Annotated in this window: 16 protein-coding genes; 3 read left to right on the top strand and 13 right to left on the bottom strand. The window is 32.3% G+C overall.

Annotated elements, in window-relative coordinates:
- Positions 1-133: 133 nt before the first annotated feature.
- From ACRBBL_RS07415 to ACRBBL_RS07395, 5 genes are all read right to left on the bottom strand, one after another.
- Positions 134-958: a class I SAM-dependent methyltransferase gene (locus ACRBBL_RS07415; RefSeq protein ID WP_431368393.1), complete on the bottom strand. Its 825-nt coding sequence runs from the start codon at positions 956-958 to the stop codon at positions 134-136.
- Positions 959-1,151: 193 nt separating this feature from the next.
- Positions 1,152-3,971: a metalloprotease gene (locus ACRBBL_RS07410; protein WP_431368392.1), complete on the bottom strand. Its 2,820-nt coding sequence runs from the start codon at positions 3,969-3,971 to the stop codon at positions 1,152-1,154.
- Positions 3,972-5,237: a T9SS type A sorting domain-containing protein gene (locus tag ACRBBL_RS07405; RefSeq protein WP_431368391.1), complete on the bottom strand. Its 1,266-nt coding sequence runs from the start codon at positions 5,235-5,237 to the stop codon at positions 3,972-3,974.
- Positions 5,238-5,370: 133 nt separating this feature from the next.
- Entirely contained in the window at positions 5,371-6,060 is a 690-nt protein-coding gene (locus ACRBBL_RS07400) for a TIGR00730 family Rossman fold protein (protein WP_431368390.1), read from the bottom strand.
- 183 nt (positions 6,061-6,243) lie between these two features.
- On the bottom strand, positions 6,244-7,368 hold the full coding sequence (locus ACRBBL_RS07395; RefSeq protein ID WP_431368389.1) for a LytR/AlgR family response regulator transcription factor: 1,125 nt from the start codon (positions 7,366-7,368) through the stop codon (positions 6,244-6,246).
- A gap of 288 nt (positions 7,369-7,656) precedes the next feature.
- Between ACRBBL_RS07395 and ACRBBL_RS07390 the strand changes: the two genes are divergently transcribed.
- From ACRBBL_RS07390 to ACRBBL_RS07380, 3 genes are read left to right on the top strand one after another with little or no spacing between them, the layout of a single operon-like run.
- Positions 7,657-8,073: an OB-fold protein gene (locus ACRBBL_RS07390; RefSeq protein ID WP_431368388.1), complete on the top strand. Its 417-nt coding sequence runs from the start codon at positions 7,657-7,659 to the stop codon at positions 8,071-8,073.
- Positions 8,074-8,083: 10 nt separating this feature from the next.
- Positions 8,084-8,629 (top strand): YceI family protein, encoded by a 546-nt coding sequence (locus ACRBBL_RS07385; RefSeq protein ID WP_431368387.1) that lies wholly within the window; start codon positions 8,084-8,086, stop codon positions 8,627-8,629.
- The gene (locus tag ACRBBL_RS07380) at positions 8,619-9,491 is read left to right on the top strand and encodes a DUF5777 family beta-barrel protein (protein ID WP_431368386.1); all 873 of its coding nucleotides are present in this window, start codon (positions 8,619-8,621) and stop codon (positions 9,489-9,491) included. The genes ACRBBL_RS07385 and ACRBBL_RS07380 overlap by 11 nt, the downstream gene beginning before the upstream one ends.
- A 31-nt stretch (positions 9,492-9,522) precedes the next feature.
- Here the strand turns inward: ACRBBL_RS07380 and ACRBBL_RS07375 are convergent, their stop codons facing one another.
- From ACRBBL_RS07375 to ACRBBL_RS07340, 8 genes are all read right to left on the bottom strand, one after another.
- A complete protein-coding gene (locus tag ACRBBL_RS07375; RefSeq protein ID WP_431368385.1) occupies positions 9,523-10,119 on the bottom strand; it encodes a hypothetical protein in 597 nt (198 codons plus the stop codon).
- Entirely contained in the window at positions 10,116-10,370 is a 255-nt protein-coding gene (locus ACRBBL_RS07370; RefSeq protein WP_431368384.1) for a hypothetical protein, read from the bottom strand. The genes ACRBBL_RS07375 and ACRBBL_RS07370 overlap by 4 nt, the downstream gene beginning before the upstream one ends.
- 2 nt (positions 10,371-10,372) lie before the next feature.
- Entirely contained in the window at positions 10,373-10,714 is a 342-nt protein-coding gene (locus ACRBBL_RS07365) for a hypothetical protein (RefSeq protein WP_431368383.1), read from the bottom strand.
- A gap of 223 nt (positions 10,715-10,937) precedes the next feature.
- On the bottom strand, positions 10,938-11,381 hold the full coding sequence (locus ACRBBL_RS07360) for a hypothetical protein (RefSeq protein WP_431368382.1): 444 nt from the start codon (positions 11,379-11,381) through the stop codon (positions 10,938-10,940).
- Positions 11,382-11,406: 25 nt separating this feature from the next.
- The gene (locus tag ACRBBL_RS07355; RefSeq protein ID WP_431368381.1) at positions 11,407-12,021 is read right to left on the bottom strand and encodes a hypothetical protein; all 615 of its coding nucleotides are present in this window, start codon (positions 12,019-12,021) and stop codon (positions 11,407-11,409) included.
- A gap of 117 nt (positions 12,022-12,138) precedes the next feature.
- Positions 12,139-12,711, bottom strand: a complete 573-nt coding sequence (locus ACRBBL_RS07350) for a hypothetical protein (protein ID WP_431368380.1) — start codon at positions 12,709-12,711, stop codon at positions 12,139-12,141.
- A 273-nt stretch (positions 12,712-12,984) separates the two neighbouring features.
- Positions 12,985-14,844, bottom strand: coding sequence for a Xaa-Pro dipeptidyl-peptidase (locus ACRBBL_RS07345; protein WP_431368379.1), 1,860 nt, complete (start codon positions 14,842-14,844; stop codon positions 12,985-12,987).
- Between the two features lie 223 nt (positions 14,845-15,067).
- The gene (locus ACRBBL_RS07340) at positions 15,068-15,505 is read right to left on the bottom strand and encodes a hypothetical protein (RefSeq protein ID WP_431368378.1); all 438 of its coding nucleotides are present in this window, start codon (positions 15,503-15,505) and stop codon (positions 15,068-15,070) included.
- Positions 15,506-15,511: the final 6 nt, after the last annotated feature.

The following is a 15,511-nucleotide window of genomic DNA, read 5'->3' as shown; positions in this document are numbered from 1 at the left end:
CTAAAAAGATAAAGATAATTTAATAAAAACGCATTTTTGATGCGATTTATTTAATATTCGTAAGAAAATCACTTTTTCACTGACAATTGTTTAATTTTCTTTCATTTGAATTTTGAACCTAAAATAGACTAAGCTATTTCTTATAAACACCACTTTTAAGTTCTAGTTTTTTGCTTTTTAAATGTGTTAAGAGATTCATGAGTTTAGGTTTTGTAGTATCGCCCATTAGCACATTCAATCCTATTTTTGGAGGTCCAAATTCTTTTAGTCTTGCAACAAGTGCATCAAAAAAATCAATTCCTGCTTGAGTTTGGTCTGTAGTTTGTTTTTTGGTCAAACCAAGTTCTGTTAAATAACCATTCATTTCTTCTATCGTAAACAAAAAACTAAAGTCAGCTTTGCTAGCCCAAGGCATTGGATAACTTACTTCTTCAACTCCTTTTTTTAGAATATCATAAAAAAGAAAATGTCCACCTGTTTTTAATACTCTATTAATTTCGGAGTAGAATTGTTTCTTATTTGGAATGTTCATTTGAACGTGTTGTGTCCAAACAACATCAAATGTATTGTCCTTAAAAGGAAGTTTAGCTGCGTCTCCTTGAATAAAAGTTGTTTTGTTGTCTAAATTTACAAGCTCAGATAGTTTTTTGGCGGTTCTTATATATTCAGTACTTAAATCTATTCCTGTAGTTTGACAGTTATATTCATCAGCAAGCATTCTGCACGGACCTCCTAATCCGCAACCTACATCTAAAACATTCAGTCTATTCAAATCAATACTATTGGCAAGCTCTTTCGATACAGCTGCTCCACGTACATGAAATTCATCTACACCAGCAATATCAGACCTTTTTACATTAGTAAGTGCAATGTTTTGTTCTTTAAGACGATTCATGATATCCTCGTAAAGTCCTTCTTTAAGATAATGATTCTCTATGCTTTGATGTAAACTTTCCATGTTTCTTGATTTTAGTAAGACATACTTGTAACTAAGGTATTTGCGTAGGTTTGTAGGCAAAGTAAGTTAGCGAAAAACAATGAAGAATTATGGTGTTTACTGAATTAACTGAACTATCAAGCTGAGTTTTCAATAAAAAGCGATTCATTACCAATACCCAATACCCAATACCCAATACCCAATACCCAATACCCTAAAACCACTTCCTAGTAAACAGTTTCGTCAATGTTTTTGGACTTAATGTTACAATGAATCGAATGCGTTGATCGAATCCAGGTTGCGCAATTTCCCAGCCATTGTTAGAATAGACAGGAATGTATAATTCGAAATAATCAGGAACTAAGTTTAGACGAATTCCAGAATCGTATACAAAGCGTGTACTTCTTCCATTGTTTTTTAGAAAACCAACATCTCCGTAGGCTTCAATCCATTTCCAAATACTGTAACTAGCATTGGCAGTTCCTATCCAATCGTTAGAGAACGGACTTTCTAGTTTGGATTTAAATCCACCTTCAGCGACAACTAATTGTTGACTAAATAATCCTGTGTCTTCTGATCGACCGTAATAGTTGTAATCAAATAGATAATCGGTTGGTCTATCTAGCGCGAAGCTAAAAAAGTCTGAATTTGTATCATTAAATAAGAACTTTCCAAAGAAGAAACGCACATTTAGTTGTCGATTATCTTGAAAGAGTTTTCTATAGTTTAGATTGAACGAAACTTTGGAGAATCGTTTTGTGATTTGAAAATCTGTAAACCAAGTCATGTGACGAATTGGATCAGGATTAGAGTATACATAACGTGCATTAAACACACTATAATTTGGTTCATTTTCCGTTTCAAGAGTCGGATCTTGTTCACGTTGTACAATCACATATCTGAAATCGATGAATTCCTTTTGATTGGATCTGAAATCTGGATTTCTAAAACCAAACGTCACTTTTGGAACCAAACGTGTATACGTTAAATTTTCAGCATAGTTAAAGTAGTTTCCACCTGCAGTAAAACGCACAAAATATAAATTACTGTTGGTTTTTTTAATGTCATGACGGTACGATATACTTCCCGAACCTACCAATTGCTTGGAACGCAAACCATACGACGGTTTAAAATCATATAGCAAGCGTTTGGTAAGAAATACTTTGTTGTATAAACGCATTCCTGGCGTAAATCCATCATATAAGTTGAATCGTGCTACAGGAACAAAGAATATTTGATTGTAATGCGGATTTTCAGCATCTTTAAAAAAGGTGAATCGTAGTTTTTTGTTGTTTGCAAAGAATCCGTTTAATGATTTCCAGTTGTCACGCTGGTTGAATTCTGGAATGATTTTATCATAGTTTAATACGAGTCGATCAATTCCGTCACGCGGAATGGTTACTGTTTTCTTTTCACCAACATCTGTAATCCAGTGTTTTGAAACTACAGAGTCATTTTTAATTCCGAAGAGTGAAATAGGGAAGTTACCTTCGTATTTGTTTTTGATGGTTACTTGTAACGAATCGTCTGTCTTTTTTACTTTTTTAATTTTGTAATCAATTCGTTTTCTCGAATCTACATAGTTGTCAAAGTACCAATTAATATCTTTTGGTGCTTTTGACTTTAGTAAATCTTCAAAATCTTTACGTGTCGATTTTTTTAAACGATTGTTAGTATAGAATTCTTTTACAAAGTCGTCAATAACAAGTTCGTCAAAGTATGATTTTAGGTATTTAAGTCCAACACCAGCTTTGTATTTATTGGCAATGTTGTTGTTGAATTTTGTTAAAGAGTCCTTAGAAGTATTTAATGGTTGATCTATGTTTTTACGCGCCATTAGCATGTATAAAAACGGATATTGATCGTTGAAGTTTAGTTTGGCAAATTCATATGAACGAATTCCCCAAACTTTAGACAATCCGCCTGTAAGCTTCATGTTTGGATAGAACGTTTCTGCATATACCATTAACATGTAGGTCTCTAAGGCGTCAGAAATCCACTTTTCAGTACGTGTATCCATCCACATAGATTCTTCTAAGTTTTTGGTGAGTACTGCTTTTAAAATTTTTATTTCATATTGAAAATCATCTGTAAATGGTCTTACAAACGATGGGAGTTGTCCCAATCCGTATACAGGATTTTTTTTGTTATCAATTTTAGAGATCATCATGTTTTTTCTAGGAAATTCTCCTAGTTTTTCATGAATGAATTGTACGACTTTATCAATAGCAATTGCTTGTTGTTTTTCGTCAAGTCGGTACGGATCTAAGTTTGTAGTAATATTTACTTTATCGGTTTGAAACGTTTTAAAACCTGAGTTTTGACGTAGTAAAATGGTAATGTCTTTTACATCTTTTGCAGTAAGCTTAATTGAACCGTTTCCACTATCTACAGCAGTGTCAGCACTAGAAATAACTTTAAATTTTTCAGGAAAATTAAGCGTTATGTCATGTTCTGCTTGCTCTGTGTATAAATCGTCTAAGTTTTTGTTGCTGTAAAGTTTCCAGCCATTTCGGTATGCAGCTGGCGTTAAGTACCAATAGCGTAAACTGAAATCGCCATTTTTTGTAAAACCATAGCGTGTAAATTCGTCATACGGAAGTTTTACTTGATATTTAAGATCGAATGTAACAGTTTCATTAGGTTGCAATGGTTTGCTTAGTGTTACTTTTATAATATCGACTTGTTCTTTAAGACGTTCCCAATTTAACGTACTTCCATTTGCAGAAATTTGGTCAATTGCAGTATTTCCACGTTTTTTTTCTCTGGCTAAGTGAAAGTTTCTATGATACTCTTCTGCAAATCTTTTAGCTAACGGTGTATTTTTCCCAGAAAAGGCATGATTCCAATCGTTGAGATAAATTTCCGTAAGCGTTGTTCCTGTTTCGTTTGTGTAAGTGATTTTTTGTTCAACATTCATGGAGTTACTTTCCGCTTGAAGCGTTGCTGTAACTGTATTTTTATGCTGTCCAAAAGTTGTGAAACTCAGGAATAATAGAATGTATAGTGCGAAATGGGTACGTATTGTATTCAATTATTTTTTTATAAATTTTTTAGTTTCTGTAAAATCGTCAATCTTTATATAGTAAATGCCTTTCGGTAGGTTTCCAACATTTACGTTTGTAATATCGTTATTTTTCACCTTACCAGACATCAATTTTCGTGCTAAAATGTCGTATATCACATATTCATTGTTTGTGGTGGCAGAATTTAACATAAATGCCAATTGATTGTCTGCGATGTTTCCACGAATGAATTGAAATGTGCTTTTTTCTGCAAATTGTGCTGTGCTTAGTAATTGTTCGTTGGTTTCTAATTCCATCACTACAGGCAAATGATCGCTCATGTCGTGCAATGCATTTCGTAAAGTAGGAGAGTAGCTTATACCAGAACCAGGAACTTCGGCACAATCTGATGAATTAATTGCGCTGTTGTAGCAGTTTGAATTTAAGTTGTTTCCGAATGATTTGTATGAGTCTGGAACATAATATAAATCTGTATTTGTCAATACATTTTCGGAAGTCAAGATAAAATCAAAACGGTCGTCAAATCCGCCAGAAGCGCCACCTAAACCACCTTGTGTACGTGTAGATTGTGTAAATACATCTACAAAGTTGTCGTTGTTATGCCAATCGCCCAACCGATTGATTGGATCTACAAGCGTAATGGCATTTGTAGGATCTATTAGTTTTTGAAATGTAATGTCGTTGCTTGTGTATAAATTTAAATCACCAGCAAATATTACTTTGCTGTTTGCATCAATTGTAGAAAGATACGATGTAAACTCTTCAACCATTAAAAAACGGCGCAATTCATCTTCTGGAGAGTTTCCTGCTTTTAAGTGCGTTACAAATACTTCTAATAGAATAGGATTTGTAGCTTGATTTACCGTGTTTAGTTTTAAGGTGTAGCGATTAAAGTCGCGCAATGTTGTTGTAATGATATCTTGCGCTTCTAATATAAATTTAGAACTATCGTAATAGATTAAGTTTTGAAGTAGATTAGAATCACTACCATTATCATCTGAAGTATTGTTAAAGTACGTTGCTTGTACGTAGTTTGGATTGATCATTTGTAATTTGTTTAGGATCAATCCTGCGCCAAATTCATCATTTAGCTCACAAACCATAAATAAATCGGGTTGATAATCGGAAATAATGATTTCCAACTCATCCAGTCTATCAAGTGATAGTTCAGGAAAATTCAAGAGATTGTAAAACATCGTTTTGATGTTTTCCTGAGCATGTGTTTGTTGTAGTCCAAAGCCTAGCAAGCAAAGGATGAGTATTCTTTTTTTCATTTTTTCTTTTTCGGGTACAACTTACACCAACTAAACTATAAAACAAAACTAGTATTTGTCTTTACATACTATAAATCAAATTGTTTTAGTTTCATTTTATAATTTATTAGGTGTTATTCTACAAAACTTCTTATTAGAAGTTAGGACTTAGATTGTATTTCTTATAGAACTTATCTAAAATATCTAATACTTCTGTTTCATTGTCAACAATATGTATTAGGTCTAAATCGTGTGCACTTATGTTTCCAAATTTTTCTAATAGTATTGCTTTTACCCAATCCATTAAGCCAGACCAAAATTCGGTTCCAACCAAAATGATAGGGAATTTGTCAATTTTCTTTGTTTGAATTAGCGTGATTGCTTCAAATAATTCATCTAATGTTCCAAATCCTCCAGGCATTACAACAAAACCTTGCGAATATTTTACAAACATTACTTTACGCACAAAGAAGTAATCGAAATTGATACTTTTATCGTGATCAATGTATGGATTGTCGTGTTGCTCAAATGGCAATTCAATATTTAAACCTACAGAAGTACCACCACCAAGATGTGCACCTTTGTTTCCAGCTTCCATAATTCCTGGTCCACCACCAGTAATAACTCCATAACCATGATCTACAATTGTATGTGCTATTTTTTGTGCTAATTGATAATATTTATTGTCTGGTTTGGTACGTGCAGATCCGAAGATAGATACACATGGTCCAATTTGACTCATTTTTTCGAATCCGTTTACGAATTCACCCATTATTTTAAAAAGTGCCCAAGAATCGTTTGTTTTTATTTCATTCCAACCTTTGGTATTCTTCTCTTTTCTCATGTTCATTTAAATTTTAATCAAAACGTGCTAAGATACTATTTTATGTAGATATGTAGTGCAACTTTTTTTGTTATTGATGTAAAATATATTCTTCATGTAAATATAAAAATCAAGTCTTGAAGTATTGTGCTCTTTAACAAAGTATTAGGGTATGAGTTGCGAGTTAACTTATTAGCGAGTTTTCTAGAGATCCAACCATTTTTTAAAGACAGCTACTTTGTTTTTTCCAATAATGATATCAATTTCAGAAATCGGTTGCATTTCTATTTTGAGTGCGCTGTTTCCGTATTTTATAATTTTGTCAATTGCGTAAATGGCTACAATTGTTTGTCGGTTGGCTCTAAAAAATAATTTAGGATCAAGCGTAGCATATATTTGATCTAAGCTATCGTTTGCTGTGTAGCGTTTGCCATCTTTTCGAACCACATACGAGATGGAATTTTCTACGTAGATATACGAAATATCTTCGATAGCAATTGGCATTAATTCGTTGCGAATGTAGGTAAGCAAGCGTTGTTTTGGAGCTTCTTTAGTGTCTTCTTCTTCTTCCTTTGTTTTTTCTTCCGCTTGCGGTTCAACACTCGGTTTTAGTTCTGCAATGCTTTTTTGGTAGTTTTCTAAAGAATCATTCAATTTAGATAAATTGAGTACGCCATCTTCAAATTTAGCAGCTTTACGATCAATGATTTTTTCGTAATAGATGGATAGTATTCTGATTGTAATTAATAGAAATAATAAAAGGATCAGTCCAAGAATTAGATAAATTGTTTTTGCTTGTTCTGTAAATGCACTTGTTTGAAGGTTTATATTATCAATATTTATATGTGCTGCAATGATTAAATCTGAGTTCTCAATTGGTCGCAACGCAACAACTTCAGAAGCCTGTTGATTGTTTTCGTCTAAATTTTCTAAGTGATTGTATAGTTCTTCGCCAGTTACCACACTTTCCATGTTGGAAACCATGTTGCTTTTTTGCTCGTTTTTGCTTCCTAATTTGGTTCTGTCTGGATGACAAACGATTTTTCCAGACCAATCAAACACAGATAAATACACACTTTCGTTATCACTACCGGAAATTGCTCTTTGAATACTATTAAGGACAGCTTCTTTTGTAACATTATTGGTCAAAGCATCTGCACTTAAAACACTTACTTGTCGTATTTCTTGTGTTGCTAAATTGATCGTATTTTGAAGTTTAACGATACTTTTGTATTTCACTGTTAATGGTATCACGATCAAACTGATGACAAGCACATAGATCAACACAAAACTGATCGTAGTATAGAGATAAATTCTATAATTTCTCATTGATAAAACAATTCTTTGTTTAAAACACTAAAATACTATTTCGAGCCATTTTACGCGAAAATCTCAGCGTTTAATATTCCTTTTTAGGAGTTTATTTTCCGTTTCACATATATTAAGCCATTTAAGAACAGTAGAAAACAGTATTTTTACTCAATAATTGAGATTTAAATGCTTAGCGGTTTGTCTCAATATTTTTCGAATTTTTTTAACTGCTTACTTAAAGGTAATTTTACTAAAGAATTTTGAAATAAAACAAAATCATATTTAAATGAGCTTTTTGCTGTAATTATGAAAATAAAAAAGCGACACAAAATCATAGTTGGATTCAGTCTGGTTTTTATCAGTCTGTTTTTGTTGTACAATTATGTGAATAGAGGTATTGCTGATACCACAAAAATTCAGGCAGAAGAAGCGTTTACAACCAATGAACTTTTGTCTAAATTTGAAAATAAGCAACAAAAGCTTGAAAAATTTATAGAGAAGGCAATTGAAATAGAAGGAGAGATTAAAGAAATAGCTTTTCAAGATGGAAAATATAGTTTAATTTTAAAAGGTAACTCAGATACAAGCTATATCTTGTGCGAAATGCAGTTGAATCAGAATAATGATATTTTAAAGCTTCATGCAGGACAAGACATAAAGTTGAAAGGAATTTTAAAAGGATTTTTAATGGATATCATCCTATTACATTGTGTAATTATATAAGCAGAATTGTATGAATAAACTTTTACTAGTATTAATTTTTAGTATTTCGGCTAGTGTAACTTCTCAAACCAACGAATTTATAGAAAGAATGGGGCAAGTTACTTTTTTCTCCTACACTTCTGTAGAAAATATACAAGCAACAAACAACCAAACTCTAAGTCTTTTTAACCCTAATTCACATGAGATTGCAGTGAGTATTTTAATGCGTGCGTTTGTCTTTAAAAAATCCCTAATGCACGAGCATTTTAATGAAAGTTATATTGAATCTGACTTATATCCAAAAGCTACTTTTAGTGGTAAAATTATAGGATTTGATCCGTCTGATACAGGAATGCAAACTCGTATTATAAAAGGAGAGTTTACATTAAAAGATGTCACAAAACCTATTGATGTAAAGGCAACGATAACCAAAACAGATAATGGATATACCATTACAGGAACCTTAGATGTTATGATTGATGATTATAATATTAAAGTCCCTCCATTATTATCGCCCAATATTTCAAAGAAAATAGAAGTATCGTTTAACTTTAATTATGCGCCGTATGAAAAGTAAATATATAGTATTCGTACTCTTCTTAAGTATATCGCCCTATTTGGCAGCTCAGAGTTTGTTAGACAAGCTAAATGATGTGGAGCAAGATATTGACAATTATACGATGTCTACCTTTAAAGGAACGCATATTTCCATTGGTCATTCTGTGGAAACACGTAAAAAAAATACGCTTGAAGTGTCGTTGATGACTCGTTATTGGAATGTGCCTGATTCTGATGGAAGATCATTTATTGCTGATAGAATGTGCTCACGTATTGGATTGGATTATGGAATTTCGGATCGATTGACCATTGGTTTTGGTTCAGGAAATCCGAATGGAATTATTGACACCTATTTAAAGTACAGACTCTTACGACAAACAAATGATAATAAAAATCCGTTTAGTATCTCACTATTGCAAACCGCAACATACAGAACACGTTTTTTAAACGGAATTATTTCGCGAGCCAATACAGGAGATAAATTTGCATTTACTTCGCAAGTATTGATTGCACGAAAATTTTCAAGAGATTTTTCATTTCAAATATCACCAACATTTATACACAGAACTTCTTCCAGATCTGCTTTAGACGACCACAATCATTTTGCTGTTGGTTTTGGTGGACGTTATAAGTTAACAAACCACGTTTCTTTAGCTTCGGAGTATTATTATGTTGCTAATGAAATAGAATCGAGAGAAACCTTTGGAGCCTTTGTATTAGGTGTCAATTGGGAAGTAAGTAAGTTATTATTGCAATTCAAAATGACCAACAATCCAATATTTTCTGAGGATACTTTTATAGTACAAACCTTTAAGAATTTCAACTTCAATGACGGGAATTTCTTCTTTGGGTTTCATGCTACTTATTATATTCAGTTGTAGGGTGTAGTATGTGGAGATAAATTTATAGACTTTAATTTGGCATTTTATTAATTACTCCAAATGATATTATTTTTTTTAGTTTTTCCCTGTAAATATCTTCTATTATTTCTGGTTGTTTTTGTAAAATTTGAAAAGGAATAAATTTATCAACTGCTCTAAAGTCTAGTCCTATTATTTCTATAGGTTTAGCGTTTTTAGGTTGAAAAACATGTGTTTTAAATTCGATAGAATCTCTTGGTTGTAACTTTGAAATCATTCCCCAAGTTGCGTTACAATTCATTAATGGCATTACCTTATATGTTTCTGGTTTAAAAACAATGTAGAAGTCTAGTCCATTACAACTTTCATTCAAATAGTTAATTTTATGATCTGTTTTATTATAAACGATACATTTTATTTCAATTAGATAATTTTTACCAAATTTTGTTTTATCTCCAAGACTATATTTGAATTCTATTCCTTTATTACTCACTAATTTTATTGAATCAACTTCAATACTTGGAATTGGAATTTTAAGTAGCTGTATGTTAGGTTTTTCTTTTGTTTTCGATTGTGAACAACCAAAGTTTAAAAGAGAAATAAATAACAACAATATTAAATATCCACAAGTGTAATTTATCTTATTCATCTAAGCGTAGGATTATTGTCCGTTACTTTTTTCAAAGCTTTTTTATCTTTTTCATATTGCTTATTATTAGGCTTTTTATCTGATTTAAATCCTAAAAGTGATAGTATTTCAAATATATTCTCAAAAAGAAACCAAGCTAGCGCTATTCCTGCTATGATAAGTGAAGTTATGAACGATCCAGTTTGAATAAACCCATAAATGAATGCTACAATTGCTATTCCTAATGCGATGTAACTGTATGTTTTTTTCATGATTATTTTATTTCTGTTAAATATAAACCTCTCATACTTAATCTTTCATTAAGTTTAACATGTTCACTGTCACCTCCAGGAAAAGCATATATGGCATATTGGTCATAATATTGATTCTTATATTTGAAATTACTCCAAGATTCGGGATTAGTCAAAGTTTGATCCCATTTTTCATTTAATGATTTAATAATATAAGTATCCCAATACATATCCAACCATTGGCAATCAATTAATTCTCCTATTATTTCATCATTATATTCAATATACCAGTTATAATTTCTTCCCCAATTAGATTTTTTGAGTTCCCTTGAATCTTTTATTTTTTTGAGCCATTTTCTTATCATTATAATTTTTTAGAAGAATTACGCACAACGGTTTGTATAAGATTGGTTGCGTTGAACAAGAACTAAGTTAGTAAATATTTTTATAGTACAAACCTTCAATAATTTCAACTTCAATGACAGGGATTTCTTTTTTGGGTTTTATGCTACTTATGATATTCAGATGTAGGTTGTTGGTAGAACTTAACGCAAGCTTGACTTAATGTTTTTTAGTGTGTATCACATATCACAAGTTGCAGTTTTCCTTTATCTTTTCAAGCGCTTCAGGAAATTTTGCAGACATGAATTCTAAATGTTCATCAAGCACATCAATTTCAATAGAAAGTGTAACTATGCCAGTATCTTCAGTAAGAGAATAACTTTCTTTGGCTCCTGACCATTTTCTGGTTTCGTCGTCAATAGCTTGTTCTTTTCCGTTTACCACATTCCCAATATGTTTAAACTGAATGATTTCGTTTGGAATGTGTATTTCGATAGTACTGTAAATACCGCTTAGATCTGGAGCAAGAAACATAATTGTGTTACCTTGCTTTAAACTATCTGCTGAATAATATGAGCCTTCAAAAAATACACCAGCCCAATCACGATAATAGTTTTTATCCCAAAGTGCTTTCCAAACTGTTGTTTTTTCTGCCTTGATATCAATTGAAAATTCTAACTTTTTAATCATTACACAATGTTGTAGTGCGTTTTTATTATTTAAATTTCGATTTTATTCTTTTCCAAAAAGTTTGTTTCTCCTTTTCAGTAGTACCTTTTGTCAAATCAAAAGCTATTGAAGCTACTCGTCCATCAACAATTTCCACTTCATCAGCATCTTCCGCTCCAACATTTAAAAAAGCTTGTGTCAACATTTCAGATTGTTCTCTTAATCCTTTCCAAATAGGCGAATCAAACACCTTATTTTTTGCTTCTTTATAGTCAAATCCGAAATCTTTTACTAAAGTCATAATAGAATACGCTGACGAGATTCCAATACGTTTTAAATCTACAATCAATTTGTCAACATCTACTTGTTCGTCAGTCTTTTTCAGTTTAGTGATCAACTCATTTTTCAGGTAGTTTCGAGCAATTTCTTCAACTTTTTCTCTTGCTTTCTCTCCACCAATAATTCGTTCATCATATTCATTAGAACTATCAATTTGGTTATCGTTATCAAGCATATCGTAAACACACCACCACCAATAATCTTCGTCCATCCATTCAGCTCGCAACATTAAACCTGCCCATTTTGCTGTGCAATCATCTTTTAGGTCACCATTCCATAGTATTGGTTGGTTAAAATCTCTATTTTTTTCAACTGTGTTCATTGGTTTGTTATGTTGACTGAAACTAAGTTAGCAAAAGAAAACGAATCAGAGGGAAAACCGCAGGAATTTCCGAGTACATCCAGACTAAGCTATAGTTACACTCGATGTGGGCAATAGTTAATTTTTTTTGTATTCTGCGTATTTCTTATAAATCTCTTCTTTTTCTTCTTTACTTGTTCCAGGAAAAGCATGAATGCAATCTGGGTTTTCATAAGCCAAATCAAAAAACTTGCCTCCTTTTAAAAGATCATTTTCATTAAAATAATAAATTCCACTTAACCAAAGTACTTGACACCTTGTCATAGACAGGTATAATTTCTCATTGTCTGATAAATTTTCTTTTTTTAATCTTTTTTCAATATCAATTTTCCCTTTTTGAAGAATTTCTAGGGCTAATTCTTTATTGATTGTTGAATTATAGTAATCATCCATAAAGAAATGACTATACCAAAAATAATCATCTACACTCTTATAGTCAGTTGTTTTTAAATATTCAAACATTGTTTTTTTAAATACATTACTATCATAAGTCTGATATAATTCCTCAAATTTCGCTCCTTTTAGTTTTCGTGAGCTTTTCCCAATTTCAGCTTTTAGATTATTCAATTCTTTGAAATGAGTTACTGATAATTCTTGAGACAATACTATTGTGTTTATACTTAAAAATAATATGATTAGTTTATTTCTCATTTTTTTCTAATTATTGCCAAGGGTTAGTGTGTGAAAAGTAGGTGATTACAAAGTACTAAACTTTCATTTAAGTACAAAGTTCGATTCGCGTCAAAATATTCGGTAAACTCAGTTATAAAAAACAAAAAAATAATTCATGTATTCGTGATAAAATCAGTAATAAAAGTTAATTGTATATAGGATGCCTATTATCATTCATAAATATAGAGTAAAGATTACAAATACTAATGATTATGTATTGTTCGTAAATCGTTTTTAACACTAATATATTATTTAATCTTCTTTTACTGCATTCTTAAAGGCTTTAATACCTCCAACAATTGGCAAGACCAAAGTTGTTGAAGTTACATCAATCGTTAATTCGGTTCCTGGGTCAGGATGTAAGGTAAACTCTTTATCGCTTGAAAAAATCATGAGTCCTATTTGTTGCCCTTTTTTTATGATTTGATCATCTGGCATTAAATCGAAAGTTACTTGATAGAATTTTCCCTTTTTTAAAGGTTCTCCTTTTCGTATCGATTTGTGATTTTGTGGATCGGCCCAACCACGAGTGATGATATTATCCGTGATTTTAACTTTATCTTCAGTATTCCAAGGCAGTGAAACCAACCAAACCGAAAGGTTCGCGGCAGCCTTACTGCTAGATAATTTAATAGAAACCTTTGCCGTACCAGATAAATGCACATCTTTTGTGAATGTTTTTGTTACATATAGTAACCTATGATTGCTAGTTTCAGCTTGTGCCAATTCGCTACCAGAAATTGAAAAGTCGTCGACAATTTTTTCCATTCCTTGATTTTCTGTTTTCTCGGCACCTAAGGTTCCTTTACTAGGATTACCAGCACTTAGATAAAGAGTTACATCTGACGCATCAGGATTTGGATATTCTTTATAAGGCGTAGGGTTTTGCATTCTATCATTTTCACGAACAATCCATGCGCGAGGATCATTTTCTACGCCATTTTCTACACCATGTAAATAACGTGTAAACCATCTGTTCATCATTTTCATTGGAGGAGGACCACCGTGTCCATATTGATGATAATATATTTGACAATCTAAGCCTTTGGCTTTGGCAGCTTCATAAATTCTATAACTATGTTCTGGCATCACATTCCAATCATTAAATCCATGCGACATAAGTAACGCTGCTTTCATAGGTTCCATGTCATTTAAATAATCTCGTCCAGCCCAGAAATCATTATAATCTCCTGTAATTCTGTCCATGCCATTTTTCATTTCCTTATCTCTTATTGTTGCATTATTGTAAGCACGCTTTGATTCATCTCCGCTATGAACAAAATCGTATAATACATCTATGTCTTCGCCTAAATATCCTCCAGGAGATCTCACTAGTCCATTGGATCGGTAATAATGATAGTAAGAAGTATTTGGAGCGATTGGTATAATTGCTTCTAGTCCATCAACACCAGTTGTAGCTGCAGCCAAAGGAATGGTTCCATTATAGGATGTTCCGGTCATTCCTACTTTTCCAGTTGACCAAAATGCTTTCACTTCTTCAGTACCGTCGGGAGATGTATATCCCGGGATTCGTCCACATAGCCAGTCAATCACAGCTTTGGGAGCCAATGATTCGTTATCACCTCCAATTGTAGGCGATCCTTGAGAAAGTCCAGTTCCTGGAGAAGAAGAGTGTACTACGATGTATCCTCTTGGAACCCATTTTCTTATGTGTGAATTTGAAATAATTGGTCTCTTTCCTATTCGAGTAACTTCTGGATGCACACGTTCTTTTGCCGCCACTCCTAGTTCATGCCTAACATCCCAAAATGAACCAGGGATATCTGGTGCTACACCTGCAAAGTAAGGACTAGAAATATATACAATAGGTAATTTGAGCCCTTCTGTATTCGTTTGTTCTGGCCTTGTAACGGCGACATGCATTCTATCTAGTTTTCCATCGCCATCAGTATCAAACTCGGTTTCAACCCATAGATCATGTCTAATCCATTTTTTAGAATCTTCAAATTCTGGTATAATTTGAGCCTCTCCATTTTCGAAAATAGGAACAGATTTTTTTGTTGTTTGAGAATTAACTGAGAGTAGAGGAGTAATTAGTACTGCTGCGAGAAATGTAAACTTAATTAATTCCTTCGTTATATTTTTTGTCATTGTTGTTTCTAATGTTTGTCAACAGTCTCGGCTAGGAAATTGTTGCGTTTGTTTTTTGTTTATAAATATACTTAAACATTTGATTGCTTTTGTGGTCAATCATAATTAAATATTTCAAATCAATCCTGAACTAGTAAAGTAGAAGTAGACTGCTTCAAAATTTTAAGTTTCTTGCATGCAAAATTATGTCGAAGCACATAATATACTTTCATTTTAAGCTGTTTTAACACCAATCTTTATTCCAGTTTATAAATTCAATAAAATTGGTTACTAATTCAATGTTTGTACATTTTGTTTTCCAAGTGATGGCTTTTTCATAATCACTTTTAGTGTTTATGCTATCCCAATCAGAATATTCCATGGTAAACAGTGAAGTTTTAGGATCAACTTGAATTTCTAGTGTTTGTTGGTAATTTAATTTTCCATCTGGTTTTGGCATACTTATCAATAAACGCCACATTGATGAACTTACAAATAACCACTCTGAGTAGTATTTATTTAGTAAAACCCAATCAATAAAATTCGATATGCCGTATTCAGCAATTCTGGTTTTTTCGAGTTTTTTAAAAACCGCAAGTTGTTTCTCCCAAGAATCTTTCAGCATCTCACCAGTGTAGGTAAGTTGTTCAAAATCGGCTGTCATTTCTTTTTTCTGTACCATTTCTTA

Source organism: Kordia sp., from assembly GCF_050633145.1.
Classification (GTDB): domain Bacteria; phylum Bacteroidota; class Bacteroidia; order Flavobacteriales; family Flavobacteriaceae; genus Kordia.
Note: the sequence above shows the minus strand (reverse complement) of the source record. Positions and strands in the feature narration are given on the sequence as shown.